Below are 25,080 nucleotides of genomic sequence, written 5' to 3'. Positions count from 1 at the left end.
ACCCTCCGGGCGTGGTTGTGCAGGAACGTCTCTCACGGGCAGTGCGGACCAGCCCGAGCCTGAAGGCCCGCGTCCTCGGTGTCGCTGATCGACTCGGCTACGACACGCGCTACTGGTGCCGGGCGGTGATGTACGAGTCGACCTTCGCGGACGTCCGTGCCCTGGCTCCGGAGACGCTCGACGTCCTGGAGATCGCGGCCGCGGGCATCTGGCGTTCGGCGTTCGACTTCCGCAGCCACCGCACCCCGGAGTTCCCGGAGTTCGACATCTGCTCGGACGTCCTCGACGAGCAGTTCGACCTCGTGATCGCCGACCAGGTCTTCGAGCACCTCCGGCACCCGGCCGCGGCACTGGCCAACATCCGCGCGATGCTGAAGCCGGGCGGACGGGTGCTGATCCTGACCCCGTTCCTGATCCGGGTGCACCCGTGCCCGCTGGACGTGCACCGGTGGACCGAGGAGGGGCTGCAGTTCCTGCTGGAGGACAACGGGTTCGACCCGGCCTCGATCCGCACCGGTGCGTGGGGCAACAGGAAGGCGGCGCGCGCCAACCTGGACGGCTTCCCCCGGATCGGGTTCGGCAAGGACCTCAGCAACGAGCCGGGCTGCCCGCTCGTCGTGTGGGCCTGGGCCCGCCTCTGATCAGTGGTGCCCGGTGCGCTCGAGGTACTCGTTCGTCTCGAGGTGCTCGGGCTTGTGCGCGGGACGCTCCAGCTTCTCGCCCTCGACGTCCACGTCGGGGAGGATGCGGTCCAACCAGGCCGGGATCCACCAGGCCTTCTCGCCCATCAGGTACATGAGTGCCGGGATCAGCACCATCCTGACGACGAACGCGTCGAGCACGACCGCGGTGGCGAGTGCGAAGCCGAAGGACTTGATGACGGCGTCGTCCTCGAGCATGAAGCCGGCGAACACCGCGGTCATGATCACGGCCGCAGCGGTCACGACCCGGGCCGACCCGCGGAAGCCGTCCACGACGGCCTCGTACGGCGACGCACCGTGGACGTGGGCCTCGCGCATCCGGGTCACCAGGAAGACCTGGTAGTCCATCGCGAGACCGAACACGACGCCGATGATGAAGATCGGGATGAAGCTCACCACCGGCTGCCCCTCCATGAACCCGAAGGTGCCCTTCTGGAAGAACAGCACCGTCGCGCCCAGGGTGGCGAGCACCGAGAACAGGAACCCGATGGTCGCGGTCAGCGGCACGAGGATCGACCGGAAGACGACGATCAGCAGCAGGAACGCGAGGCCGATGACCACGGCCAGGTACGGCGCCAGCGCGCCGTTGAGCCGGTCCGAGACGTCGGTGGTGATGGCGGTCAGGCCGGTGATGCCGATATCGGTCCCGGTGCTCTTCTCGAGGGAGGACTCGTGCTTCCGCAGCTCCAGGAGCAGGTCCTTGGTCCGCGGGTCGTCCGGCCCGTACTCGGGGATCACGATGACGTTGGTGCCGCCGGCGGTCGGGTCGGCTGGTGTCGGTTGCAGCGCGGCGACGTCGGTCGCGGCCAGCACGCCGGGCTGCTTCTCGGCCCAGGCCACGACCTGCTGGTACGCCGCGGGTCGGTCTGCCTGGGCGAGCTCGCGAGCATCGACGACCACGGACAGCGGGGCCTCGCGTCCGGGCCCGAAGCCGTCCCGGATCAGGTCGCTCGCCTGACGCTGGGTGGTGCTCGACGGAGCGGTGGCGTCGGACGGGAAGGCCAGGTAGAGGTCCTTGATCGGGAGCGCCAGAGCACCCAGGGCGACGACGACCAGCAGCACGGCGGCGACGGGGTGGCGGCCGACGAGCCGGGCCCAGCGGACGCCGTTGTTGAGGATCTTGCCGTCGGTCTCCCGGCGCGGGGTGTAGCGGCGGACACGACCGCCGAAGGCCTTGGACTTCAGGAGCCCGAGCATCGCCGGCAGGAACGTCAGCGCCACGAGCACGGCCACGAACACGGTGGCGGACGCGGCGAGTCCCATCGTGGTCAGGAACGGGATCCGGACGACGGCCAGGGCCGAGAGCGCGATGAGCACCGTGAGGCCGGCGAACACGACCGCAGAGCCGGCCGTGCCCACCGCGATGCCCACGGCTTCCTCCCGGTCCTCGGTGTGCTCGAGCTCGGCCCGGTAGCGGGCCAGGATGAACAGCGAGTAGTCGATCCCGACCGCGAGCCCGATCATCCCGGCGAGCGTCGGGGTGGAGGAATCGATGTTGAAGAAGGCGGACGAGCCCAGGATTCCGAGGATCCCGATCGCGAGCCCCACGAGGGCGCCCAGGATCGGCAGGCCGGCGGCCGCCAGCGACCCGAAGGTCAGGATCAGCACGAGCAGCGCGAGCGCGATGCCGATCAGCTCCGCGGTCCCGCTCGGCTGCTCGGTGTTCGCCATGCCCTGGCCGTTGGCCTCGACCTCCAAGCCGGACTTCGCGGCCTTGGCCATCACCTCTTCCAGGTCGTCCTGGGTGGCGGGCTTGACGTCGGTGACCGTCTCGACGTCGAAGTCGAACGTGATCACTCCGATCCGCCCGTCCTTGGTGACCGGGTAGAAGTTGGCCGCGGCCCCGTCAGGAACGCCGGCCTTCAGGGCGTTGATCGGGTTCAGGCCGGCCTTGCCCTCCTTGCTGGCGAGCGCGGCGGGGACCTGCGGCAGCTCGGTGATGTCGTCGACCAGGGTCTCGATCGCCCCGCTGTACCGAGGGTCGTCGATCCGGTCACCCTTCGGCGCGGCCACGACGACGAACACGGTGGCCTGGTCGAACGCGTTCTTGGAGTCCGGGAACAGCTCGGCCTGGATGTCTGCTGCCTCCTCGGACGGGATCCCGGGGATGGTGAACGCGTCGCTGGTCGGCTTGGAGAAGCCGATCGCGAAGCCGACCATCGCAGCGATCAGGACGACCCAGGCCGCGAGGAAGAAGGGCCACCTCCGGTAGGCGGTCTTGCCGAGGCGGTAGAGGTAGGTGGCCATGGGGGTTCTCCTGGTGCTGGAAGTGCGGGGGACGGGGGAGTCAGGCGCCGAGCAGCGCCTGCGCGGTGCGCAGGCTCTCGTCGACGTGGTGCGGGAGCGATCGGTTGCGAGGGTCCTCGACGTAGTTCTCGATCGCGGAGTGGAAGACGGCGGCGAGCAGGGCGATCGCGACCGTGGCGCGGTCCCGGTTGAAGGCCTTGCCCTCGCGGGTGACGATGTGCGCGACGACCTCGGCGCTGATGCTCTCGTGGCGTTGGTGCACCGCGCTGAGCAACCGGGGGTTGGCCAGCAGGATGCGCCTGTTGAGGGCCAGCGTCTCCCGGTCGATGTCGTGGGTGTCGAGCAGACGGACCACGAGGTCGCGCAGGTCGAGGACCAGGTTCCCGGTGGGCCCGCCCTGGCTGAAGGTGGCCACGTCCGTGCGGTGCAGGCCCTCCCACTCACCGAGGACGGCGTCGATCTTGCTCGGGAAGTAGTTGAACAGCGTGCGCCGCGAGACGTCGGCGGCGGCGGCGAGGTCGTCCATGGTGAAGCCGTCGAGCCCGTGCTCGTCGGTCAGCTGCTGAGCCGCGCGGGTGATCCGTCGCGACGTCGCGCGCCGCGCCTCGTTTGCACTCTCACCCATAGAAGTGCAGTCTGCACTTTGGGCAGTAGCAGTGCAAATCCTGACCCTGTGAGAGCGGTCACGCCGAAGGCTTCCTCAGTGCGAGTAGTGCTCTCCCGTGCGGGCGAAGTGCTCCTCGTCGGTCTCGTCGCCGTGACCCGGCCACCAAGCGGCGTGACCGATCAGGGCCGTGATCGCGGGGGTGAAGAACATCGCCATGACGAACGCGGAGACGAAGATGCCGAACGAGAGCGCGAAGCCCATCGAGACGATGAGCGAGTTGCCGCCGAGCATCAGCGAGGCGAAGGTGCCGGACAGGATGATGCCGGCAGCGCCGATCGTCGGACCCGCGTGCTTGATGGCCTCCGCGGCCGCGTCCCGCGAGCTCTTGCCCGCGCGCGCCTCCTCGCGCAGTCGCGCGATCATCAGGATGTTGTAGTCGGTACCGAGGGCGACCACGAACAGGTAGATGTAGATCGGCAGCAGGAAGAACAGGCCCTCGTCGCCCTTGATGTTCTGGAACAGCAGCGCCGAGGCGCCCACCGTCGCGCCGAAGCCGAGGCCGACCGACGCCATCAGGTAGAGCGGCGCGACCAGGCTGCGCAGCAGGAGCGCCAGGATCACCAGGATGATGCCGGCCGCGACCGGGAAGACGACCGAGTAGTCGCGAGCCATCGCCCGGTCCATGTCGACGAACACCGAGGTGTTGCCGCCGATGTACGCGCGGGTGCCCTCAGGTGCAGCAGCGTGCACCGCGTCGCGGATCGGTCCCTTGACGTTCGCGATCGCCGCGTCCGATCCCGGGTCGTCGTCCAGCACGATGGCCAGCGCGCCCGCCTTGCCGCTCTCGGAGACCGCGCCGGGGGTGACCTGGGCGGCACCCTTCGGCGTACCAATGCCCTTCTGCAGCTCGTCGACCTGCGCCTGGGTGACCGTGCCGCCGTCCTTGGCGACGAGCATCACCGTCGCCGGGTCGGTCGAGCCGGACGGGAGGCTCTTCTGCAGGGTCTCCAGGGCCTCGGTCGACTCGGCCCCCTTGGGCAGGCTCGCGGAGAAGTCGAACGTGGGGTTGAAGCTCAGCGCGAAGACGGCCAGGACCGCCAGGACCGCGCCGGAGGCCACGGCGTACCGGCCGGGGTGCTTGCCGAGGCTTGCCCCGACAGCGCCGAAGCGGGCGCCCTCCGGCTCCTTGGCCCAGTTCTTCGAGGGCCAGAACAGGCGGCCGCCGAGCAGGGTGATCAGCGCGGGGATCAGCGTCAGCGCCGCGACCAGCGTCACCGCGACCGCGATCGCGAGTGCCGGACCGATCGAGCGGAAGATGCTGAGCGAGGACAGGATCAGCGCCATGAAGGCGACGATGACGGCGCCGCCGGCGCTGGCGATGGCCTCGCCGGCCCGTTCCATCGAGTCGACCATGGCTGCCTTGCTGTCCAGCCCGCGGCGCAACGCCTCGCGGTAGCGGAACAGCAGGAACAGGATGTAGTCGGTGCCGATGCCGAAGAGCACGACGACCAGGATCTGCTCGACCGAGCTGTCGGCCTTGAGGTCGAAGGCCTCGTTCGCCCACGCGATCAGGCCGGTGGCGACGGGGGAGAGCACCCCGCCCACGGCGACGACCGGCAGCAGGCAGATCAGCACGCTGCGGAAGATGAGTCCGAGCAGGACGACGATCAGGACGACCGTGGCGATGCCGACGATGAGCAGCGCCGTCTCGCCGGAGTCCTGGTTGTCGAGCTGCTGCGGTGCCGTGCCGGTGGTCTGCAGCTCGAGGTCGGTGCCCTCGAGGAGCGCCTTGGCGTCCTTGCGGAGCTCCTTGGCCGCGTCGGCACCGGCCTGGTCGAAGCCGTTCGCGTCCTCGGCCAGGTTGACCACGGCGATCTGGACCTTGCCGTCCGGGGACACCGGCTGGACGAGCTGCTCGCTGAACGTCGTCGAGAACACCTTGGCGTCGAGCTCGGGGACCAGGTCGCCGACGATGTCGGCGACCTTGGTCGAGTCCTCAGCCGTGAGCTTGCCGCCGTCTGCCTTGGTGAAGACCAGGATGGCGCCGGGGTTGCCCTGGGTCGGGAAGTTCTCGTCCTTGATGTCGGCTGCCCGGATGGACTCGTAGTGCTTGGGCAGGAAGGACGCGCTGTCCGAGGTCGACTCGAGCTTTGGGGCGAAGCTGACGACGAGGACGGCGAACACCACCCAGGCTCCGACGACGTACCAGGGGAAGCGGGTTACGAAACGACCGAGGGCAGCAAACATGGTCGAACTCTAGATCTTGGACAACTGTCCAGGCGAACCCGTCAGAGGTGCTCTCGGTCACGCTTCTCAGCGCGCGAGCAGGGTCAGAGCGCCCATGCCGATCTCCACGCCGAGGAAGAAACCGGGCCAGGAGAGCAGGGCCCGTGGCTCGAGGAACGCGCCCACCAGGCGTCCGGCGGCCATGCCGAACAAGGCAACCGCGACCGCGAGCAGGACCCCGTCGCGGACCCCGGCCGTCGCGTCGTCGGAGAGCAGGAGGAGGACGGCGAGAGCGATCCCGAAACCGCCGTACACGGCGCGGACCTCGTTCCGTGCTTCCGGCGTGGTCGGTTCGGCGCCGAACGGTGCCCAGATCAGCGCGGGCCGCACCAGCGCCGCCACGCCCATCCCGGCGAACCCGATCGCGACGACCAGTGCCGCGGCGTTCACCGGGCACCGACCACGGGGTGCGCGGCCACCCAGGTCGCGATCGCGTCAGCGACGGCGTCCGGCTGGTCCAGCGAGACGAAGGTCTTCGCGCCGGGCACGAGGACGAGGGTGCAGTCGGCCAGGTTGCGCTGCAGGCGCTCGGCGTCGCTGACAGGGAACAGGGTGTCGTCCTGGCCCCAGACGAGCAGGGCCGGCACGTCCAGGGAGGGCAGCCTGGCTGCGGCCGCCAGGGTGTCGCGGGTGTCGGTGCCGCCGAAGAACTCCAGGGCGTCCCGGCGTACGTCCTTGTCGTGGATCAGCGGGGCGATGAAGGACCGCAGCAGATCGGTCGGCAGGCGGTTCGCGCTGAGGGCGCCGTACCCGAACGGTGCGCGCAGGAAGGGCTCGAAGCGCATCGACTGTGCCAGCGCGAAGCCGGCGCCGGGCAGCTTGGCCGCCTTGCCCAGCGGCTTGAAGATCCCTGGTGGGAAGTTCTCGAACGAGTCGCAGTTGGTCAGCACCAGACGACCGATCCGGCTCGGGTCCGTCGTCACCAGCATCTGGGTCACCGCGCCGCCGGAGTCGTTGCCGACGATGGTCACGCCCGCGAGGTCGAGGGCTGCGAGGAAGTCGGCGACGAGCCGGGCGGCACCCGGGGGAGTCAGGTCGGTCCCGGGCTTCATCGCCGTCGTGTGCGAGCCGAACGGCCAGGTCGGGACGATGCAGCGAAGGCCGGAGGTGGCAAGCATCTGCGCGACGGGTTCCCAGAGCCGGCGGTCGACGGCGAAACCGTGCACGAACACGACAGGTTCGGCGTCACGATCGCCGTACTCGACGTAGTGGATGGTGCCGGACTGGAGCTCCACGGAAAGTTTCATACGTCATGTATATATGTACAGACTGTATGTATGTCAAGATCAGTGGGTGACCTCACGCATGACCCAGGCCGAGCGGAGGGCTTCCACGAGGGCTGCCCTGCTGGTTGCCGGACGCCGCCTGTTCGCCGAGCGCGGGTACGACGACGTCGCGGCGGAGGAGATCGTCACCGCCGCCGGCGTGAGTCGCGGCGCGCTCTACCACCACTTCGACGGGAAGGCCGGCCTGTTCGAGGCGGTGTTCGTCGAGATCGAGGCCGAGCTCGTCGCGAACTTCCCGCTCGAGGAGCTGGTCGGGGGCGACCCGTTCGCCGCGCTCCGCTCCGGGGTCAGTCGGTTCCTCGACCTGAGCCTGCAGAACGAGGTGCAGCGGATCGCGCTCATCGATGCGCCCGCCGTGCTCGGCTGGACCCGGTGGCACCAGATCGAGGCGGACCACGGACTCGGGCTGATCCGGGCCGGTCTGGATGCTGCGGTCGCCGCTAAGCAGATCAAGGACCTCCCGACCGAGGACCTCGCGAACGCGTTGCTCGGGTCGTTGACCGAGTCGGCCCTGGCTGTCGCCCGTGCCGAGAACCGCGAGGCTGCACATCGGCGGGCCGAGCAGGTGCTGGTCGCACTCCTCGACGGGCTCTCGACGGACCGCTAGGTTCCCGGCATGATCCTCGCTTCGCTCGTCACGCGCTGTCGCCCGCTCGGCCACGAGCAAGCTCGGGCGCTCGCTAGGCTCCGCGCGTGAACTTCGTCCTGGTGGAGCGCCCCGTGCCCGAGGTCGCCGTCGTGACCCTGAACCGTCCCGAACGGATGAACGCGATGGCGTTCGACGTCATGGTGCCGTTCCGCGACGAGCTGGTCGCGCTCAGCCGCGACAACTCCGTCCGGGCAGTCGTCATCACCGGGGCCGGCCGGGGGTTCTGCTCGGGTGCCGACCAGGAGTCGGCGGGTACGCCGCCGTACGTCGACGGTCTGACCCGCCCGACGTACGCGCTGCGCTCGATGGAGATGCTCGAGGACATCACGCTCACGCTGCGCAAGCTGCACCAGCCGGTGATCGCGGCGATCAACGGTGCCGCGATCGGCGGAGGACTGTGCCTCACGCTGGCCTGCGACATCCGGATCGCGGCCCCGGCGGCGTACTTCCGCGCGGCAGGGATCAACAACGGGCTGACCGCCAGCGAGCTCGGGCTGTCCTACCTGCTGCCCCGCGCGATCGGCTCCTCGCGTGCCGCCGAGATCATGCTCACCGGGCGCGACGTCCCGGCCGAGGAGGCCGAGCGGATGGGCCTGGTCAGCGAGGTCGTCGACGACGTCGTGGGCCGAGCGGTCGAGATCGGTCAGCGCATCGCCGGGTTCTCCCAGCCGGGCGTCGAGCTGACCAAGCGCACGCTGATCAACGGACTGGACGCGTCCTCGCTCGAGGGTCACATGGCGGCCGAGGGCCTCGGTCAGCTCTACCTGCGGATCCTCACCGACAACTTCGAGGAGGCCACCCGGGCGCGCAAGGAAGGTCGGCCGCCGCGGTTCTCCGACACCCGCTGAGGGTCAGACGCGGGTCAGACGCGGGTCAAACCCCGGGGACGATCCGGATCTCGCGCACCGCGCCGCCGTCGAGAGCCGCCAGGGCCTCCTGGTACGCCGGGCCGTCGTGGGCGGCACGCGCGGCCTCGACCGAGGCGAACTCGATGATGACGGTCCGGGTGGCCTTGCCGTTCTCGAAGGTCAGCTCGGGAACGGTCCGTGCCAGGAAGGTGCCGCCGGCGTCGATCAGGGCCGGTCCGGCCAGGGCGGCGTACGCGGCGAGCTTCTCCTCGTCGAGGACTTCTTCGTAGATCGAGATCCAGTAGGCGCTCATGGCGCCATCATGCCGGACCGGTGTCCGCGAGCAGGCGACGTCCCAGCGCGTAGGCCTCGCGCAGGTCCCGGCCCCGGTAGACCTCCGCCGCGATCCCGGCCAGAGCAGGCGACGGATTGACCGCGACCGTGTTCTCCAGCACCCGGAACAGCGGCTCGTCCGAGAGGGAGTCGCCGTACGCGACGCAGGAGCGGGTGCCGAGCCCGGCGGCGTCCAGGGCAGCGGTGACCAGGCGGACCTTGTCCTCCGGGACCAGGGTCAGCTCGGGGTCGAAGGCCTCGGTGAACGGCAGGGGCGGGAAGTGCGAGGCGTGCACGGTCCCGACGCCGTGCGCGAGCACCGCCTCGGCGAAGAAGTTCGGCGACATCGTGATCAGCATCGACTGCTCGCCGCGGTCGGCGATGTCGGCGCACACCTCGGCGATGCCGTCGATCCACGGGCTCTGCGCGACGATCTCGGCGACCTCGTCGGCGGTCAGGTCGTGCCAGATCCGGTGCAGCTCGGTGGAGAACTCCTTCGTGCTCATCGTCCCGTCGGCGAACGCCGCCTCCATCGCGAGCAGCACCTCCAGATCGCCGCGGGCCCGGGCGACTTCCAGGTTCGCGGTCGTGCCGTGCAGCAGGGTGCCGTCGAGGTCGAGGACGTGCAGCGCTTTCATCACGCGCGCCGCAGGACCGCGACCACGTAGTCGTCGCTCGGTTCTCCGAGCTCGTAGGTCCCGAACCGGTGCTGCACGACGAGACCGCTGGCCTCGACGTCCGCGGCGAAGTCGGTGAACGCGTAGGCCCTCGCACTGGTGTGTGCCTGGTTCGGGTGGAAGCCGACGAGGATCCGGCCGTCAGGTGCCAGCAGGTCGCGCAGGGTGACCAGCAGACGCTGCTCGGTGTCCGGAGCCAGCAGCACGATCACGTTGCCGACCAGGACGACCAGGTCGAAGCCCGGTTCGACGAGGCTGTCGGCCAGGGCGAGCAGGTCGGACTGCACGACGGGCAGGTCGGGGTAGCGCCGACGACTCTCGGCGACGAGGGACGGGTCCTTCTCGACGGCGGTCACGTCGTGCCCGCCGGCCTGCAGGGCGGCGCCGATACGGCCCATGCCCGAGCCGGCGTCCAGGATGCGTGCGCCACGTCCGACCAGCACGTCGGCCAGCCGGGCCTCGCCGGTGACGTCGTGACCCTCGGCGATCAACCGGGCGAAGCGCTCGGCGTACCCGGACGGGGGCGCGAGGTCCCACCGGGTCGGGCGGCAGTTCAGCGGGCGTCACGGTTCAGAGCTTCCGCAGCCGGACCCAGCGCACCGAGTGGTCGCCACCCTTGCGCAGCACCAGCGTCGCGCGCGAGCGGCTGGGCGCCACGTTCTGGGAGAGGTTCGGTCCGTTGATCTCGTCCCAGATCCGACCGGCCTCGACGACCGACTCGTCGTGCGAGAGCTTCGCGTACTTGGCGAAGTAGGACTGCGGGTCGCGGAACGCCGTCTCGCGCAGACGCAGGAACCGCTCGGTGTACCACTGCTTGATGTCGTTGGTGGCGGCGTCGACGTAGATGGTGAAGTCGAAGAAGTCGCTGACCGCGAGGCCGGTCCGACCGTCAGGGCGGGTCTGCGCGGGCTGCAGCACGTTGAGTCCCTCGACGATGACGATGTCGGGCCGCTGGATGACGACCTTCTCGTCGGTGACGTCGTAGACCAGGTGGGAGTAGACCGGGGCCTCGACCTCGTCGCGCCCGGACTTGATGTCGATGACGAACTTGAGCAGCGCCTTGCGGTCGTAGGACTCCGGGAACCCCTTGCGGTGCAGGATGCCGCGGCGCTCCAGCTCGGCGTTCGGGTAGAGGAAGCCGTCGGTGGTGACCAGCGCGACCTTCGGGTGCACGGGCCAGTGAGCCAGCATCTGCTGGAGGACGCGCGCCGTGGTCGACTTGCCCACGGCGACCGACCCGGCCAGGCCGATCACGAAGGGCGTGCGCGGCGGCGTGGGCCGGTCCAGGAAGTCCTCCTGGGAACGGTGCAGGGCGCCGGCGGACTCGACGTACAGGCTGAGCAGGCGGGAGAGCGGCAGGTACACCTCGGCGACCTCGTCGAGGTCGAGCTGCTCGCCGAGACCGCGGACCCGGTCGATCTCGTCCGCGGACAGGGGCTGGTCGGTGTGTGCTCCCAGCTCGGCCCAGGCTGCGCGGTCGAGCTCGACGTACGGTGTCGCCTCGTTGATGTGTCCGGCTCCTGCCATGGTGAGGATTCTTTCAGTCCCGGCGGCGGAGCGCAGGGGCAGGGGCGGTCAGCACCTAGACTGACCCCCATGTGCGGCATCGTTGGGTACGTCGGCCAGAAGCAGGCCAAGGACGTCGTGATCGAGGGACTCCGGCTCCTGGAGTACCGCGGTTACGACTCCGCGGGCATCGCTCTCGTGCACGACAACGCGCTGGCCACGGACAAGAAGGCCGGCAAGCTGGCCAACCTCGAGAAGGCCATCGCCGAGGCGCCGCTGCCGTCGTCCACGACCGGGATCGGCCACACCCGGTGGGCCACCCACGGCGCCCCGAACGACGTGAACGCGCACCCGCACGCCGGACCGCAGCGTCGCGTCGCGGTGGTGCACAACGGGATCCTGGAGAACTTCGCCCGGTTGCGCGACGAGCTCGAGCGCGCCGGCCACGACCTGCTCTCGGAGACCGACACCGAGGTCGCCGCGCACCTGCTCGAGAACGAGGTCCGCGCAGGTGCCGACCTGACCACGGCGATGCAGAACGTCTGCCGCCGGCTGGAGGGCGCCTTCACCCTGGTCGCCGTCGACGCCGAGGACCCGTCCCGCGTGGTCGCCGCGCGGCGGAACTCGCCGCTGGTCGTCGGGCTCGGCGACGGGGAGAACTTCATCGGGTCCGACGTCGCCGCCTTCATCGAGCACACCCGCGAGGCGCTCGAGCTCGGTCAGGACCAGGTGGTCACGATCACCCGGGAGGGCGTCGAGGTGACGTCGTTCGACGGCAGCCCCGCCGAAGGCCGCCAGTACCACGTGGACTGGGACCTGGCCGCCGCCGAGAAGGACGGCTACGACTGGTTCATGCGCAAGGAGATCTTCGAGCAGCCGCGCGCGATCGCCGACGCGCTGCTCGGACGTCACGACGAGGCCGGCCTGCTGCAGCTCGACGAGGTCCGGATCAGCGACGACGAGCTCCGCGACATCGACAAGATCGTCATCATCGCCTGCGGCACCTCGAACTACGCCGCGATGGTCGCCAAGTACGCGATCGAGCACTGGACCCGGATCCCGTGCGAGATCGAGCTGTCCCACGAGTTCCGCTACCGCGACCCGATCCTGACGCGGAACACGTTGGTCGTCGCGATCAGCCAGTCCGGTGAGACCGCCGACACCCTGATGGCGATCCGGCACGCGGTCAAGCAGAAGGCCAAGGTGCTCGCGATCTGCAATACCAACGGCTCGACGATCCCGCGCGAGTCCGACGCCGTGATCTACACCCACGCCGGCCCGGAGATCGGGGTCGCGTCGACCAAGGGCTTCCTGACCCAGCTGATCGCCTGCTACCTGCTCGGGCTCTACCTCGCCCAGGTCCGCGGTACGAAGTTCGGCGACGAGATCGCCGCGGTGGTCCGCGAGCTCGCGCAGATGGAGGACCGGGTCCAGCAGGTCCTCGACGACGCCGCGCGCACCTACGCGCTCGCCGAGCGGTTCCGTGACGCGAAGTCGGTGCTGTTCCTCGGTCGTCACGCCGGTTTCCCGGTCGCGCTCGAGGGGGCGCTGAAGCTCAAGGAGCTCGCCTACATCCATGCCGAGGGCTTCGCGGCCGGCGAGCTCAAGCACGGACCCATCGCCCTGATCGAGCCGGGCCTGCCCGTCTTCTGCGTCGTGCCGCCGCGTGGTCGTGACCAGCTCCACGACAAGATGATCAGCGCCATCCAGGAGATCCGTGCCCGTGGTGCCCTGACGATCGTGCTGGCCGAGGGCGACGACACCGAGGTGACGCCGTACGCCGACGTGCTGATCCCGCTGCCGACCGTGCCGACGCTGCTGCAGCCGCTGGTCGCGACCGTCCCGCTGCAGCTGTTCGCCTGCGAGCTGGCCACCCTGATGGGTCACGACGTCGACCAGCCGCGCAACCTGGCGAAGTCCGTCACGGTCGAGTGACCGCGTGATCAACCCGTGACCGTCCTGGGTGTGGGCATCGACGTCGTCGACGTCGCGCGCTTCGAGGCGTCGCTGACCCGCACGCCGAGCCTCCGCGACAAGCTGTTCACCGCGAACGAAGCCGTCCTGCCCGTCGAGTCGCTGGCCGCGCGGTTCGCCGCCAAGGAAGCGCTCGCCAAGGCCCTCGGTGCCCCGGGCGACCTGGAGTGGCACGACGCCGAGGTGGTCCGGCTGCCCTCCGGTCAACCCACGATGGAGCTGCGCGGGACCTGCCTGCGCCGGGCCACCGAGCTCGGCGGCACGTCCTGGCACCTCTCGTTGAGCCACGACGGCGGCATCGCGACCGCGATCCTCATCCTCAGCTAGTTGTGTGCCCCAGGACGCGCTATGACGCGTCCTGGGGCACACAACCCGTGGCGTTTGAGGTCCTCGAGCACCGAATGGGGTTTGACGCGAAGCTCTCTCGCAGTGCAGCGCACCAAGATCCGACCTCGTCCGGTGAGGCGTCGTTGGCGCGACAGATCGTCCTCCCAGTGCTCGACGTCCATGTGGAACGCGCCGTCGATCTCGAGGATCAGGGTGGTTCCGTCAGGGAGTGTCCACTCGCAGTCGGTGTACCGCGTGCGCCCGCCAGCGTCGCGTCGGCGGGTCTGACGCTGCGGCTCCGGGAGGCCCGCTCGTCGGCACAGCCGACCCAGGTCTATCTCGGCGAGCGAGTCGGAGCCACCGGCGATGTCGGCGAGCGTGGTCCTCAGCAACCGACCTCTCCGCAGTGGCCGCATTGCTTCCAGCTCTGCGGCCAGTGCGGGAGCGGTCGTCAGACGTTGCTGCACGACCGCAGCCAAGAGACCTTGACCTGTTCGCGCGGATTCCGCGTAACCGGCGAACAGCAGCGCCGCCGGCTCGATGCGGCACATCGGCGGACCAGCACTGCGAGCTCGGAGTACGTCGAGAGGCCGGCGGGTGCGGAAGAACTTGATGCCGGGGACCCTGTCGAAGGAGAGCTCGTCGTCGACAAGGATCGTGACCTCCTCGCGATGCCAGTTCCTGAGCCCACGCCAGGTGAGCGCGGTGATTCCGCCGACCATCGCCGTACCGCCGGCATGGAGAGCTCCGAGCCAGACGCGCTGCTTCCAGGTCGGCGCGCCGGTGAAGGTGCTCAGTACGGTGCTGGTGCGCTCTACCCACCGACCGGCGGCGAGCTGGTTCCGGACCCGATCAGCATCGAACCCGACCTGGTTGAGCTGGCGCCGGGCGATCATGCCCTCCTGTGCTTCGGCTATCCGTTCCCACTCGCTCATGGCGCAGATCGTGAGGGACCGGACCATGTCTCGACGTCAACCCTCCACAGATCTCGGGTCGTGTGCCCCAGGACGCGCTATGGCGCGTTCTCAGGCACACGACCGATAGCGTTGGGGGATGCGACGAGCACACACGGTGGACCAGGTGCGGCGGGCTGAGGACGCGGTGCTCGCGCGGGTGCCCGAGGGTGCCTTGATGCAGCGGGCGGCCCACGGCTTGGCGGTCGCGATCGCGGACCTGCTGGGCGGGGTCTACGGCCGCGACGTGCTGCTGCTGGTCGGTTCCGGTGACAACGGCGGCGACGCCCTGTACGCCGGCGCGGCGCTGGCGCGGCGCGGAGCGCGGGTCCAGGCGGTGCTGCTCTCGGAAACGGTGCACGCCGGCGGGCTGGCGGCGCTGAAGGCCGGGTACGGCGAGGTGGTCGCGGCACCGGACGCTCGACGCCCTGACGTGCTCGTCGACGGCATCGTCGGCATCGGGGGCCGACCCGGGCTGCGCCCCGATGCCGCGGCCGCGCTCGCGCTCTTCGACAGTGTTCCGGTGGTCGCGGTGGACGTGCCCTCGGGGGTCGGGGTCGACACCGGTGAGCTCGACGGGCCGCACGTGCGTGCCGACGTCACGGTCACCTTCGGCACCCACAAGATCTGTCATCTCGTCGATCCGGCCGCGCAGGCGTGCGGCGTCGTCACGCTGGTCGACCTCGAGCTGCCCCTGCCGCCTGCCCCCATCGAGGCGCTGCAGGCGGCCGACGTGGCCGCGCTGCTGCCGCGACCGGAGGCGGCAGCGCACAAGTACACCCGCGGTGTCGTCGGTGTGAGCGCCGGTTCTGACGCCTACCCCGGCGCCGCCGTGCTCTGCACCTCCGGTGCTGCCGGCGGTCTCGCCGGCATGGTCCGGTACGTCGGCGCCGCGGTGGACGCCGTCCGGGCACGACACCCCGGCGTCGTGGTCGGCGAGGGTCGCGTGCAGGCCTGGGTCGTCGGATCCGGCGGGCACGACCAGGCGGAGGCGGCCCTGGCCCGCGCCCTGGAGGACGGCGTGCCGACGGTGGTCGATGCCGACGCGCTCGCCCACCTGCCGCCCGCCGGCACCGGGGATCTCGTGCTGACCCCGCACGCGGGCGAGCTCGCCTCCCTGCTCGGCGTCGACCGCGCCGAGGTCGAGGCCGCCCAGCTCGCTCACGCTCGTGCTGCGGCCGAGCGTTTCGGGGCGGTCGTCCTGCTCAAGGGGCGGCACTCGATCACCGCCCGTCCCGACGGTCGTGCCCGGGTGACCACCAGCGGGCTGCCGTGGTTGGCCGTCGCCGGGGCCGGTGACGTCCTGGCCGGCGTGGTGGGTGCGCTGCTCGCCGCAGGCCTCGACCCGTTCGACGCCGCCTCGGTCGGGTCCTGGCTGCACGGGGCCGCAGCGGTGCAGGCGGGCGGCGGCGGGCCGGTGACCCCTGAGGCCGTCGCCGACGCGATCGGTGCCGTCGTGGGCGACCTCCTGGGCTGACTTTCGGGCCGGGTGGAAGGATGTCGTCACCATGAGCAGCCACGAGGAGTACCGCCGCGCCGAGATCGTCGTCGACCTCAGCGTCATCCAGCGCAACGTCGAGAACCTGTGCGACGCGGTCGCCGCGAGCACCGACGGTCCGGCCGTGATGGTCGTGGTCAAGGCCGACGGCTACGGCCACGGTCTCTTCGGGAGTGCCCGAGCAGCCCGCGCCGGCGGTGCGACCTGGCTCGGGGTGGCCGACCGCGACGAGGCGCTCGACCTGCGCGGTGACGGTGACACCGGTCGCATCCTGGCCTGGCTCGCCATGCCCGGCGAGGACTTCGCACCCCTCATCGAGGCCGACGTCGACGTGGCGGCGTACTCGATCGAGCAGCTCGGGGAGATCGTCGAGGGTGCCAAGGCGGCCGGTCGCCAGGCCCGCGTGCACCTCAAGGTCGACACCGGTCTCTCGCGCGGGGGTGCGCCGCTGCAGGCCTGGCCCGCGCTCATCACCGCCGCCCGGACGGCCGAGGTCGACGGGCACGTCAAGGTCGCCGGCATCTGGTCGCACCTGGCCTGCGCCGACCAGCCCGAGCACGAGGCGAACGACGAGCAGGAGGCGAACTTCGAGGCCGCTCTCGCGGTTGCCGAGAAGGCGGGTCTCGAGCCGGAGGTGCGGCACCTGGCGAATTCGGCCGCAGCGCTGCTACGTCCGAGCGCCTGGTACGACCTGGTCCGGTTCGGCATCGCGGCGTACGGGCTCTCGCCGGCTCCTGCCGTCATCCCGGCCGATGAGCTCGGCATCGTCCCGGCCATGACCGTGCACGCCCGCGCCGCCCTGACCAAGGACCTCGCACCGGGGGACGCGGTCTCCTACGGGCACACCTTCACCGTCGATCAGCCGATGCGGGTCGCGCTGGTCCCGCTCGGCTACGGCGACGGCATCCCCCGGCACGCCTCCTCGACGGCGCAGGTGTTCGCCCGCGGTCGCCGCGGTCGGCTCCTCGGCACCGTGTGCATGGACCAGGTCGTCGTGGAGGTGCCGCGCGGCACCGTCGCGGGCGACGAGGTCGTGATGTTCGGGCCCGGCACGGGCGGTGAGCCGACGGCCCAGGAGTGGGCCGAGTGGTGCGGCACGATCTCCTACGAGATCGTCACCCGGATCGGAGGGAACGCCGGACGGGCCGAGCGTCGCTGGACCGACGACGACGGGTCCCTGGTGTGACTGGTGTGACCGACATCAGGGAGGTCGGTGCCGAACGGGCCGAGGACGTGCTCGCGCTGATCCATGCATCCTTCGCCGACCGCCCGGTCCTGGACCCGCCGGCAACCGCGATGGACGAGACGCTCGGGACCGTGTCCGCCGCGCTCGCTGCCCACGGCGGTCTGATCGCCGTGCACGACGACGAGCCGGTCGGCACGCTCCTCTTCGCCGACGAGGGTCCGCTGCTCGGGCTCCGGCGCGTCGGAGTGGTCGAGTCCGCCCGGGGCGACGGCATCGCCGGCCTGCTGGCCTACCGGGCCGCTCTGGTCGCCGAGGCTCGTGGCAAGGTCGGCCTGCGGCTCGAGGCACGCTCCGAGCTGCCGGCGACGGTGCGCTTCTGGCAGCAGAACGGGTACGTCGAGGCCGCCCGTGACGGCACCCGGCTCGACATGCTCCGTCTCCTCCCTGCTGCCGTCGATCTTCCGGCTCCCGAGGACACGAAGGACGTAGGACGACGGCTCGGCGGGCAGCTCGCGGCCGGGGACCTGCTCATCCTCACCGGCGACCTCGGTGCCGGGAAGACCACCTTCACCCAGGGGCTCGGCGAGGGCCTCGGCGTCCGCGGTCCGGTGACGTCGCCGACCTTCGTGATCGCCCGGGTGCACCCGTCGCTGGGCGACGGTCCCGAGCTGGTGCACGTCGACGCCTACCGGCTGGGTGACTCTGCGGAGCTGGACGACCTCGACCTCGACACCGACCTCGACGAGGCCGTCACCGTCGTGGAGTGGGGGAGCGGCCTGGCCGAGGCTCTCGCGAGCGACCGGCTCGAGCTCCGCCTGGAGCGCGCAGCGGACGACGTACGAACCCTGACCGTGACTCCGGTGGGCCGGCGCTGGATCCCGGTCCTCGCCGCTGGCGACCTCGCTGCGGCCCTTCGATAACCTCGTCAGATGCTCCTCGCCTTCGACACCGCGACGCCGCACGTCACCGTGGCCCTGCACGACGGGGACCGCGTGGTCGCGGAGTACTCCTCCTCGGAGTCGATGAAGCACGGCGAGATGCTGGCGCCCGGGATCGCGGACGTGCTCGCCACCGCCGCTGCCACCAGCCGCGACGTCACCGCCGTGGCCGTGGGTGTCGGCCCGGGTCCGTTCACCGGCCTGCGGGTCGGCCTGGTCACCGCGCGCACGATGGCGATGGCCCTGGGCATCCCGGTGTACGGCGTCTGCTCGCTCGACATCCTCGCCGCCGAGGCGATGGATGCCGGGCACGACGAGTTCCTGATCGCGACCGACGCCCGCCGCAAGGAGGTCTACCTCGCGGCGTACGCGAGCCGGCAGCGCGTCGGCGGACCGGAGGTCGTGAAGCCGGCCGACGTCGCCACCGACCAGCTGGTCATCGGGCGCGGCGCCCTGCTCTACCCCGACGCCTTCCCGAACGCCGCCGGTCCCGAGCACCCCGACGCCGCGGTGCTGGCCGACGTGGTCGTGCGCGAGCGCTTCGAGCTGCTCGACCCCGACCCGCTGTACCTGCGTCGCCCGGACGCGGTCGAGTCGAGCGCCCCCGAGAAGGTGACGACGTGATCCGCCCGGCGAACCCCGCGGACGCGGGCGCGATCGCCGTGCTCGAGGCTGAGTGCCAGGGCGTGGACGCCTGGAGCGCCGCGCTCGTCGAGGACGGCGTCACCGGCGACCTGCCCACCATCCAGTACCTGGTCTCCGAGGACGGCGGCAGCCTCAACGGCTACGCCGTCGCCTCGTACGCCGGCGACATCGCCGAGCTGCAGCGGATCGGGGTGGCCACCGGCGCACGTCGTCAGGGCATCGCCTCGGCGCTGCTCGACGCGGTCGTCGCGCACGCGCCGAGCACCGGCGCGGACCGGATGCTGCTGGAGGTGCGGGCGGACAACCACGGCGCGCTGTCCTTCTACGCGGCCAAGGCCTTCGTCGAGATCGACCGCCGGGCCCGTTACTACAAGGACGGTGTGGATGCCGTCGTGATGCGGCTGCCGTTGGTCGCGGGCTGCGGAGGTCGCTCGTGAGCAAGAACGAACCCCTGGTCCTGGGCATCGAGACCTCGTGCGACGAGACCGGCATCGGCATCGTCCGCGGGCACACCTTGCTGGCGGACGCAGTGGCGTCCTCGGTCGAGGAGCACGCGCGCTTCGGCGGCGTCGTCCCCGAGGTCGCCTCGCGCGCGCACCTCGAGGCGATGGTCCCGACACTGGAACGCGCCTGCGACACCGCGGGCATCGCGCTGGCCGATGTCGACGCGATCGCGGTGACATCGGGACCGGGTCTCGCGGGTGCGCTGCTGGTCGGAGTCGCCGCTGCGAAGGCGCTGGCCATCGCGCTGGAGAAGCCGTTGTACGGCGTCAACCACCTGGCCTCGCACGTCGCGGTCGACCAGCTCGAGCACGGCGCGCTCCCCGACCCGTGCCTGGCACTGCTCGTCTCGGGCGGACACTCATCCCTGCTCCGCGTCGACGACGTCACCCAGTCGGTCACCCCGCTCGGCGCGACCATCGACGACGCCGCGGGGGAGGCCTTCGACAAGGTCGCCCGGCTGCTCGGCCTTCCGTTCCCGGGCGGTCCGCACATCGACCGGGTGGCACGCGAGGGCAACAGCGTCGCCATCGACTTCCCGCGCGGGCTCACCTCACGCAAGGACCTCGAGCGGCACCGCTTCGACTTCTCGTTCTCCGGCCTGAAGACCGCGGTCGCCCGCTGGGTCGAGGCGCGCGAGGCCAGCGGCGAGCCGGTCCCCGTGCCCGACGTCGCCGCGGCGTTCCAGGAGGCCGTCGTCGACGTGCTCGTCCGCAAGGCCATCGACGCGGCCGCGACCGAGGGCATCGAGGACATCCTCATCGGTGGTGGCGTCGCGGCGAACTCGCGGCTGCGCTACGTGGCCGAGGAGCGGGCGACCGCGAAGGGCATCCGCGTGCGGGTGCCGCGGCCGGGCCTGTGCACCGACAACGGCGCGATGGTTGCGGCGCTCGGGTCGGAGATGGTCGCGAGAGGTCGAACGCCGTCGGCGCTCGACCTCCCGGCCGATTCATCGATGCTCGTCAGTCACATCCTCAACTGACGCGTCGGGCTCTGAGCCTCCCCGGGACGAGGCTCAGCGGTGGGTCAGCGCGCCGCTCCGAGGACCGGCAGCTTGAACGCGGAGATGGTCGCGTCCGGCACGGTCACCGGCGGGACGGCGTACTCGCGCGTGCCCTTGACCGAGACCCGCTCGATGCCGGCCCTGCCGGTGTCGAGGAGGTTGACGAGCAGGTGGGTGCTGTCCTCCCAGACGACACCGGGGATCACGGCGTTGTCAGCGGCGTCCAGGTCGAGCACGACCTTGCCGGTGTCGGCCTCCAGGACCGTCAGCGAGCTGTCGCCGTTGCCAGAACCCACCGAGCCTGTGCCGAGCACGTACTTGCCGTCCGGTGAGAACGAGAGCAACCGGTACTGGCACGTGCTCCACAGCTCCTTGCCGATCAGCTGGTCATCCTGGAAGGAATTGTCGTGGACCGCCGAGCAGGTCGACAGGTCGTCCTTGAGCTCGGTGATGCCTGCCGTGTAGCCGGTGTTCGGGTCGGCTGCCACGAGCTTCCGGTAGGGGCCGTCGATCTGCTCTGCCTTGCCGTAGCGCGTCGACAGCCAGACCTTGGGCTCCTCGCCCGAGCTGTTCACGGTCACGGTGCACAGGGCATCCTCGCCGCGGCCGGAGCAGTTGTCCCCGACGACGGCGGCGACGTCCAGCGAGTCGCCGCCGGAAGCGATCTTCGGCAGCTCGTACGAACGCGAGCCCGCGTCCTGCACGACCATCGGGATGCCGTCGGGCGCCATGAACGCACCCACGTTTCCGTCCGCCGAGACCGCGAAGCTGTAGCCGTCCATCGGCCACGTGTTCACGGTCTTGCCGCTCTCGTCGATGAACGAGGCCTTGAGGGGACCGTCGAGGGTCGGGCTCGCCACGAGGAGTCCGCCGTCGAGCACGGCGACCGCGACAGGTGCGTCGTCCGCCGTGCCCAGGGTCAGGTCACCGGCCGGGCCCTTCCAGGCGCCATCGACCACGTAACCCGTCTTGGGCGCCTTGCCGACCTTCAGATCACCCAGCGCGAGCGGGCTCTGGTCCCTCCGCTCCTGTGTGAACGACGGCGGCTTCGAGCCGCTGGGGTCGTTGTTGCTCAACGTCGTGATCCCCACCGGCACCGCCACCGCGAGCACCACAGCCGCCATCACGATCGACGCGCGCATCCGGCGTCCGCGACGGATCTCGCCGGCGCGGGCGATCACCTGCTCGAGCTCGAGCGGGTTACCGCGCTGGGCGAACCGGTCGGCCTGGCGGGCGAGGGTGGTGCTGAGGTCGTCCTCCGGCCGGTGCGGAGTGTTCGGTGCCGGGGTCATGAGGTGGCCTCCCATCCGGCGAGATCGGTGCGCGAGCCGAGCTGGGCTCGCAGCGTGTCCAGCGCGCGGCTGGACTGGGACTTGATGGTGCCGACCGAGACCCCGAGGGCCTCGGCGGCTTCCTTCTCGGAGAGCTGTTCGTAGTAGCGCAGGACGACGACCGCGCGCTGCCGCTCGGGCAGCGACTTCACGCTCTCCCAGAGCGCGGCGCCAACGCCGTCGTACTCCTGGGCGTCGACCGGGACGTCGTACGTCGTGGTGTCGCTGACGGTCTCGCGCTGGCGCCAGAGCCGCCGCCACATCGAGGTGTGCTCGTTGACGAGGATTTTGCGGGCGTAGGCGTCGACGTTCTGTGCCGCGGAGACGCGGTCCCACGCGAGGTAGACCTTGGCGAGCGCCGTCTGCACCAGGTCCTCGGCCTCGTGGACGTTCCCGGTCAGCAGGTACGCCGTGCGCAACAGCTTCTGCTGGCGTGCCTCCATCCACGCAGCGAATTCACCGGGGTCGCGGACGTCGCGCACGGTTGCTGCTTGGGTCATGGTGGGCTCGCTCATGTCTGGGATCCGAGTCTTGGTGAGCATCCTGCACCCCCTCTCGCCCGACCAGACGAGGCGAAACGCGAAAAGGTTGCACCTGGTCTGGAGAAAGATCGGGCGCTTTGAGAGGGTCGTCCCCATGCAGCAGGTCAAGGGCGTCATCGCCCGCTCCTCAGGTGCCCCCGTCGAGCTCGTCACGATCAACGTGCCGGACCCGGGCCCGGGTGAGGCGGTCGTGAAGATCCAGGCCTGCGGGGTCTGCCACACCGACCTGCACTACCGCGAGGGCGGCATCAACGACGAGTTCCCGTTCCTGCTGGGCCACGAGGCGGCCGGCATCGTGGAGGCGGTCGGCCCGGACGTCACCGACGTCGCGCCCGGTGACTTCGTGATCCTCAACTGGCGCGCTGTCTGCGGGAACTGTCGTGCCTGCAACCGAGGCGAGCCCTGGTACTGCTTCGCCACCCACAACGCGAAGCAGAAGATGACGTTGGAGGACGGAACCGAGCTCTCCCCGGCGCTCGGTATCGGCGCCTTCATCGAGAAGACGCTCGTCGCGGCCGGTCAGTGCACCAAGGTCGACCCGGACGCCCGCGCGGCCGCCGTCGGCCTGCTCGGCTGCGGCGTGATGGCCGGACTCGGCGCCGCGATCAACACCGGCAACGTCGGCCGCGGTTCCTCGGTCGCCGTCATCGGCTGCGGCGGCGTGGGTGCCGCGGCGGTCGCCGGCTCGGCGCTCGCGGGCGCCGGCACGATCATCGCCGTCGACCTCGACGACCGGAAGCTCGAGTGGGCGAAGAACCTCGGCGCCACGCACACCGTCAACGCATCAGCGGGAGACGTGGTCGAGGCCATCCAGGGACTCACCGGCGGCAACGGTGCCGACGTGGTCATCGACGCGGTCGGCCGTCCGGAGACCTGGAAGCAGGCGTTCTACGCCCGCGACCTCGCCGGCACCGTCGTCCTGGTCGGTGTCCCGACCCCGGACATGAAGATCCCCGACATCCCGCTCATCGACGTCTTCGGTCGCGGCGGTTCGCTCAAGTCCAGCTGGTACGGCGACTGCCTGCCCTCGCGCGACTTCCCGCTGCTCGTCGATCTGTACCGCCAGGGCAGGCTCGACCTCGATGCCTTCGTCTCCGAGGAGATCGGCATCTCCGACATCGAGGCCGCCTTCGAGAAGATGCACCACGGTGACGTGCTGCGCTCGGTGGTGGTCCTGCCCGATGGTGCCGTCTGATGGGGGCCCGCGTCGACCACGGCACCACCTCGGGCACCTTCAGCCTGGACGGCGAGACCTTCGACGTCGACAACAACGTGTGGGTCGTCGGTGACGACCACGAGTGCATCGTCATCGACGCGCCGCACGACGTCGACGGCATCCTCGCGGTCGTGGGGGACCGGAAGGTGAAGGCGATCGTGTGCACGCACGCGCACGACGACCACGTCCGGGTCGCCCCCGCCCTGCGCGAACGCACGATGGCGCCGATCCTGCTGCACCCGGCCGACAAGGTGCTCTGGGAGCTGACCCACACCGACGAGCTCTGGGACGTCGACCTCTCCGACGGCCTCGACCTCACCGTCGGCGGCACCACCCTGAAGGTGCTGCACACCCCGGGCCATGCGCCCGGCGCCGTGTGCCTGTACGCCGAGGAGCTCGGCTGCGTCTTCACCGGCGACACCTTGTTCCAGGGCGGACCCGGCGCGACCGGGCGCTCGTACAGCGACGCCGGTGTGATCGTCGAGTCGATCCGGGAGCGGTTGTTCGCGCTGCCCGACGAGACGGTCGTGCACACCGGGCACGGGGACGACACGACCATCGGCGCCGAACGGGAGCACCTCGGACCCGGCGGTTCGTGATGGCCAAGATCCTGTACTTCAACCCGCCCGCGCAGGGGCACATCGGGCCCGCACTGCCGGTCGCCGCCGAGCTGGTCCGCCGGGGTCACCAGGTCACCATGTACTGCACCGAGGACTACCGCGCCGCGATCGAGCGCACCGGGTCGACCTACGCCGACTACCCGACCGGCGTCAGCGGTGCGGACCTGACCGCCGCGGCGAGCGACTACGGGCCGCTCGAGCTGATCCTGCTGGAGTACAGCGCGCGTCTCGCACCGTTCTGCGTCGCCGAGATCGAGCGCGAGTCCCCGGACCTGGTCATGTTCGACGCCATGGTGCTCTGGGCCTGGGTCGCCACCCAGGTCACCAGCTCGCCGACCGCGGTCACGGTGGCCACCTTCGCCCCGGGGGGCAAGGCGGAGACCACCCGCCGGGACATGCTGCGGTTCCTGGGGAGCGTGCTCCGCACCTCCAGGGCGCGCAAGAAGGCGAAGAAGCGGCTGCACGACGCCTTCCCCGACGTGCAGCTCCCGGCCGCACCGCTCCCCGCGAAGGGTGACCTCAACATCCGGTTCGTCACACCCGAGTTCCAGCTCCCCGGCGCGGCGCCGGGGGAGGAGTTCGCGCTCGTCGGACCCCCCGTCGTCGTCCCGGAGGCCGCCGGCACGCAGGACTGGCGCCCGGTCAGGTCGGACCAGCCCCTGGTCTACGTCTCGCTGGGCACGATCTACAACACCAACCTCGACTTCTACCGCGAGCTGTTCGCGGCGTTCGACGGCTACCCGGCCCAGTTCCTGCTGTCGGCCGGCCGGAGCACCGACCTGAGCTCGTTGGGGCCGGTTCCGGAGAACTTCGTGGTCCGCGGTTTCGTGCCGCAGCTGGAGGTGCTCGACGCGGCGGACGTGTTCATCACGCACGGCGGGATGAACAGCGTGGGGGAGGGGCAGCACTTCGGGGTGCCCACGGTGGTGGTGCCGCAGACGATGGAGCAGGCGATCAACGGGCGACGGGTCGCCCAGCTAGGAGCCGGTCTCGTCGTCGGCGACCGTTCGCCGTACCGAGGTGTCCCCGCCTCGTCCCTGCGAGCGGCGTTGGACCAGATCCTGGCGGACCCGTCCTTCGAGCGGGCTGCGGCCGGACTCGCCGAGGCGTCCCGCCGAGCGGGCGGGGCGACCACCGCGGCAGACCGCGTCGAGCAGCTGCTGGCCGCCGTTCAACCGCGGGGTTGACAACGGGAGGACCTCGAGC

The 25,080-nt window shown here is 70.5% G+C and carries 26 protein-coding genes; 14 read left to right on the top strand and 12 right to left on the bottom strand.

Going from position 1 to position 25,080, the window contains the following annotated elements:
* Positions 1-11: 11 nt before the first annotated feature.
* Complete coding sequence (locus ABIE44_RS05660) at positions 12-641, top strand: class I SAM-dependent methyltransferase (RefSeq protein ID WP_209720943.1); 630 nt, start codon at positions 12-14, stop codon at positions 639-641.
* Here the strand turns inward: ABIE44_RS05660 and ABIE44_RS05655 are convergent, their stop codons facing one another.
* From ABIE44_RS05655 to ABIE44_RS05635, 5 genes are all read right to left on the bottom strand, one after another.
* Positions 642-2,948 carry an MMPL family transporter gene (locus tag ABIE44_RS05655; protein WP_209720946.1) on the bottom strand — a complete coding sequence of 769 codons (2,307 nt, stop codon included), beginning with the start codon at positions 2,946-2,948 and terminating at the stop codon, positions 642-644. It abuts the gene before it with no gap.
* Positions 2,949-2,988: 40 nt separating this feature from the next.
* Positions 2,989-3,573 carry a TetR/AcrR family transcriptional regulator gene (locus ABIE44_RS05650; protein WP_209720949.1) on the bottom strand — a complete coding sequence of 195 codons (585 nt, stop codon included), beginning with the start codon at positions 3,571-3,573 and terminating at the stop codon, positions 2,989-2,991.
* A gap of 75 nt (positions 3,574-3,648) precedes the next feature.
* Positions 3,649-5,802, bottom strand: a complete 2,154-nt coding sequence (locus tag ABIE44_RS05645; protein ID WP_209720952.1) for an MMPL family transporter — start codon at positions 5,800-5,802, stop codon at positions 3,649-3,651.
* A gap of 66 nt (positions 5,803-5,868) precedes the next feature.
* On the bottom strand, positions 5,869-6,231 hold the full coding sequence (locus ABIE44_RS05640; protein WP_209720954.1) for a DUF4345 family protein: 363 nt from the start codon (positions 6,229-6,231) through the stop codon (positions 5,869-5,871).
* Complete coding sequence (locus ABIE44_RS05635) at positions 6,228-7,088, bottom strand: alpha/beta fold hydrolase (RefSeq protein ID WP_209720957.1); 861 nt, start codon at positions 7,086-7,088, stop codon at positions 6,228-6,230. The genes ABIE44_RS05640 and ABIE44_RS05635 overlap by 4 nt, the downstream gene beginning before the upstream one ends.
* 46 nt (positions 7,089-7,134) lie before the next feature.
* On the opposite strand from ABIE44_RS05635, the gene ABIE44_RS05630 reads away from it, so the two are divergent.
* Together ABIE44_RS05630 and ABIE44_RS05625 are read left to right on the top strand one after the other, a co-directional pair.
* The gene (locus tag ABIE44_RS05630; RefSeq protein ID WP_354437875.1) at positions 7,135-7,734 is read left to right on the top strand and encodes a TetR/AcrR family transcriptional regulator; all 600 of its coding nucleotides are present in this window, start codon (positions 7,135-7,137) and stop codon (positions 7,732-7,734) included.
* Between the two features lie 86 nt (positions 7,735-7,820).
* A complete protein-coding gene (locus ABIE44_RS05625) occupies positions 7,821-8,624 on the top strand; it encodes an enoyl-CoA hydratase (RefSeq protein WP_209720959.1) in 804 nt (267 codons plus the stop codon).
* Between the two features lie 25 nt (positions 8,625-8,649).
* Here the strand turns inward: ABIE44_RS05625 and ABIE44_RS05620 are convergent, their stop codons facing one another.
* From ABIE44_RS05620 to coaA, 4 genes are all read right to left on the bottom strand, one after another.
* A complete protein-coding gene (locus ABIE44_RS05620; RefSeq protein WP_209720961.1) occupies positions 8,650-8,937 on the bottom strand; it encodes a DUF1330 domain-containing protein in 288 nt (95 codons plus the stop codon).
* Positions 8,938-8,944: 7 nt separating this feature from the next.
* Complete coding sequence (locus ABIE44_RS05615; RefSeq protein ID WP_209720963.1) at positions 8,945-9,595, bottom strand: HAD family hydrolase; 651 nt, start codon at positions 9,593-9,595, stop codon at positions 8,945-8,947.
* Positions 9,595-10,125 carry a class I SAM-dependent methyltransferase gene (locus ABIE44_RS05610; protein WP_354437874.1) on the bottom strand — a complete coding sequence of 177 codons (531 nt, stop codon included), beginning with the start codon at positions 10,123-10,125 and terminating at the stop codon, positions 9,595-9,597. The genes ABIE44_RS05615 and ABIE44_RS05610 overlap by 1 nt, the downstream gene beginning before the upstream one ends.
* 79 nt (positions 10,126-10,204) lie before the next feature.
* Positions 10,205-11,161, bottom strand: a complete 957-nt coding sequence (coaA, locus tag ABIE44_RS05605; protein WP_209720967.1) for a type I pantothenate kinase — start codon at positions 11,159-11,161, stop codon at positions 10,205-10,207.
* Positions 11,162-11,230: 69 nt separating this feature from the next.
* Here coaA and glmS point away from each other — a divergent pair, with 69 nt between their 5' ends.
* Together glmS and ABIE44_RS05595 are read left to right on the top strand one after the other, a co-directional pair.
* Entirely contained in the window at positions 11,231-13,075 is a 1,845-nt protein-coding gene (gene glmS, locus ABIE44_RS05600; RefSeq protein ID WP_209720969.1) for a glutamine--fructose-6-phosphate transaminase (isomerizing), read from the top strand.
* A gap of 15 nt (positions 13,076-13,090) precedes the next feature.
* On the top strand, positions 13,091-13,441 hold the full coding sequence (locus ABIE44_RS05595; RefSeq protein WP_209720971.1) for a holo-ACP synthase: 351 nt from the start codon (positions 13,091-13,093) through the stop codon (positions 13,439-13,441).
* Here the strand turns inward: ABIE44_RS05595 and ABIE44_RS05590 are convergent.
* Positions 13,438-14,376 (bottom strand): putative endonuclease domain-containing protein, encoded by a 939-nt coding sequence (locus ABIE44_RS05590; protein ID WP_209720973.1) that lies wholly within the window; start codon positions 14,374-14,376, stop codon positions 13,438-13,440. The genes ABIE44_RS05595 and ABIE44_RS05590 overlap by 4 nt on opposite strands.
* Before the next feature lie 118 nt (positions 14,377-14,494).
* Here ABIE44_RS05590 and ABIE44_RS05585 point away from each other — a divergent pair, with 118 nt between their 5' ends.
* The 6 genes from ABIE44_RS05585 to tsaD are packed head-to-tail and all read left to right on the top strand — an operon-like array spanning position 14,495 to position 20,144.
* Entirely contained in the window at positions 14,495-15,871 is a 1,377-nt protein-coding gene (locus ABIE44_RS05585) for a bifunctional ADP-dependent NAD(P)H-hydrate dehydratase/NAD(P)H-hydrate epimerase (protein ID WP_209720975.1), read from the top strand.
* A 31-nt stretch (positions 15,872-15,902) separates the two neighbouring features.
* On the top strand, positions 15,903-17,078 hold the full coding sequence (gene alr, locus ABIE44_RS05580; protein WP_209720977.1) for an alanine racemase: 1,176 nt from the start codon (positions 15,903-15,905) through the stop codon (positions 17,076-17,078).
* A 5-nt stretch (positions 17,079-17,083) separates the two neighbouring features.
* On the top strand, positions 17,084-17,998 hold the full coding sequence (gene tsaE, locus ABIE44_RS05575) for a tRNA (adenosine(37)-N6)-threonylcarbamoyltransferase complex ATPase subunit type 1 TsaE (RefSeq protein ID WP_354437873.1): 915 nt from the start codon (positions 17,084-17,086) through the stop codon (positions 17,996-17,998).
* Positions 17,999-18,007: 9 nt separating this feature from the next.
* A complete protein-coding gene (gene tsaB / locus ABIE44_RS05570) occupies positions 18,008-18,640 on the top strand; it encodes a tRNA (adenosine(37)-N6)-threonylcarbamoyltransferase complex dimerization subunit type 1 TsaB (protein WP_209720979.1) in 633 nt (210 codons plus the stop codon).
* Positions 18,637-19,098, top strand: a complete 462-nt coding sequence (locus tag ABIE44_RS05565) for a GNAT family N-acetyltransferase (protein WP_209720981.1) — start codon at positions 18,637-18,639, stop codon at positions 19,096-19,098. Before tsaB ends, ABIE44_RS05565 begins: the two co-directional genes overlap by 4 nt.
* Positions 19,095-20,144 (top strand): tRNA (adenosine(37)-N6)-threonylcarbamoyltransferase complex transferase subunit TsaD, encoded by a 1,050-nt coding sequence (tsaD, locus tag ABIE44_RS05560; protein WP_209720983.1) that lies wholly within the window; start codon positions 19,095-19,097, stop codon positions 20,142-20,144. The genes ABIE44_RS05565 and tsaD overlap by 4 nt, the downstream gene beginning before the upstream one ends.
* A gap of 44 nt (positions 20,145-20,188) precedes the next feature.
* Here tsaD and ABIE44_RS05555 read toward each other — a convergent pair whose 3' ends face one another.
* Together ABIE44_RS05555 and ABIE44_RS05550 are read right to left on the bottom strand one after the other, a co-directional pair.
* Entirely contained in the window at positions 20,189-21,457 is a 1,269-nt protein-coding gene (locus ABIE44_RS05555; RefSeq protein WP_209720985.1) for a hypothetical protein, read from the bottom strand.
* On the bottom strand, positions 21,454-22,011 hold the full coding sequence (locus ABIE44_RS05550) for a SigE family RNA polymerase sigma factor (protein ID WP_354437872.1): 558 nt from the start codon (positions 22,009-22,011) through the stop codon (positions 21,454-21,456). The genes ABIE44_RS05555 and ABIE44_RS05550 overlap by 4 nt, the downstream gene beginning before the upstream one ends.
* A 121-nt stretch (positions 22,012-22,132) precedes the next feature.
* Between ABIE44_RS05550 and ABIE44_RS05545 the strand changes: the two genes are divergently transcribed.
* From ABIE44_RS05545 to ABIE44_RS05535, 3 genes are read left to right on the top strand one after another with little or no spacing between them, the layout of a single operon-like run.
* Complete coding sequence (locus ABIE44_RS05545; RefSeq protein ID WP_209720987.1) at positions 22,133-23,233, top strand: S-(hydroxymethyl)mycothiol dehydrogenase; 1,101 nt, start codon at positions 22,133-22,135, stop codon at positions 23,231-23,233.
* Entirely contained in the window at positions 23,233-23,853 is a 621-nt protein-coding gene (locus ABIE44_RS05540) for an MBL fold metallo-hydrolase (protein ID WP_209720990.1), read from the top strand. The genes ABIE44_RS05545 and ABIE44_RS05540 overlap by 1 nt, the downstream gene beginning before the upstream one ends.
* Entirely contained in the window at positions 23,853-25,061 is a 1,209-nt protein-coding gene (locus ABIE44_RS05535; protein ID WP_209720993.1) for a macrolide family glycosyltransferase, read from the top strand. The genes ABIE44_RS05540 and ABIE44_RS05535 overlap by 1 nt, the downstream gene beginning before the upstream one ends.
* Positions 25,062-25,080 lie beyond the last annotated feature (19 nt).

Origin of the sequence: Marmoricola sp. OAE513, assembly GCF_040546585.1 — a bacterium.
GTDB lineage: Bacteria > Actinomycetota > Actinomycetes > Propionibacteriales > Nocardioidaceae > Marmoricola.
Note: the sequence above shows the minus strand (reverse complement) of the source record. Positions and strands in the feature narration are given on the sequence as shown.

Coding starts and splice junctions, on each gene's coding strand:
- ABIE44_RS05655 (WP_209720946.1), bottom strand. CDS start 2,948: ATGGCCACCTACCTCTACCGCCTCGGCAAGACCGCCTACCGGAGGTGG.
- ABIE44_RS05650 (WP_209720949.1), bottom strand. CDS start 3,573: ATGGGTGAGAGTGCAAACGAGGCGCGGCGCGCGACGTCGCGACGGATC.
- ABIE44_RS05645 (WP_209720952.1), bottom strand. CDS start 5,802: ATGTTTGCTGCCCTCGGTCGTTTCGTAACCCGCTTCCCCTGGTACGTC.
- ABIE44_RS05635 (WP_209720957.1), bottom strand. CDS start 7,088: ATGAAACTTTCCGTGGAGCTCCAGTCCGGCACCATCCACTACGTCGAG.
- ABIE44_RS05620 (WP_209720961.1), bottom strand. CDS start 8,937: ATGAGCGCCTACTGGATCTCGATCTACGAAGAAGTCCTCGACGAGGAG.
- ABIE44_RS05615 (WP_209720963.1), bottom strand. CDS start 9,595: ATGAAAGCGCTGCACGTCCTCGACCTCGACGGCACCCTGCTGCACGGC.
- coaA (WP_209720967.1), bottom strand. CDS start 11,161: ATGGCAGGAGCCGGACACATCAACGAGGCGACACCGTACGTCGAGCTC.
- glmS (WP_209720969.1), top strand. CDS start 11,231: ATGTGCGGCATCGTTGGGTACGTCGGCCAGAAGCAGGCCAAGGACGTC.
- ABIE44_RS05590 (WP_209720973.1), bottom strand. CDS start 14,376: ATGAGCGAGTGGGAACGGATAGCCGAAGCACAGGAGGGCATGATCGCC.
- ABIE44_RS05585 (WP_209720975.1), top strand. CDS start 14,495: ATGCGACGAGCACACACGGTGGACCAGGTGCGGCGGGCTGAGGACGCG.
- alr (WP_209720977.1), top strand. CDS start 15,903: ATGAGCAGCCACGAGGAGTACCGCCGCGCCGAGATCGTCGTCGACCTC.
- tsaB (WP_209720979.1), top strand. CDS start 18,008: ATGCTCCTCGCCTTCGACACCGCGACGCCGCACGTCACCGTGGCCCTG.
- ABIE44_RS05555 (WP_209720985.1), bottom strand. CDS start 21,457: ATGACCCCGGCACCGAACACTCCGCACCGGCCGGAGGACGACCTCAGC.
- ABIE44_RS05550 (WP_354437872.1), bottom strand. CDS start 22,011: ATGAGCGAGCCCACCATGACCCAAGCAGCAACCGTGCGCGACGTCCGC.
- ABIE44_RS05545 (WP_209720987.1), top strand. CDS start 22,133: ATGCAGCAGGTCAAGGGCGTCATCGCCCGCTCCTCAGGTGCCCCCGTC.
- ABIE44_RS05540 (WP_209720990.1), top strand. CDS start 23,233: ATGGGGGCCCGCGTCGACCACGGCACCACCTCGGGCACCTTCAGCCTG.
- ABIE44_RS05535 (WP_209720993.1), top strand. CDS start 23,853: ATGGCCAAGATCCTGTACTTCAACCCGCCCGCGCAGGGGCACATCGGG.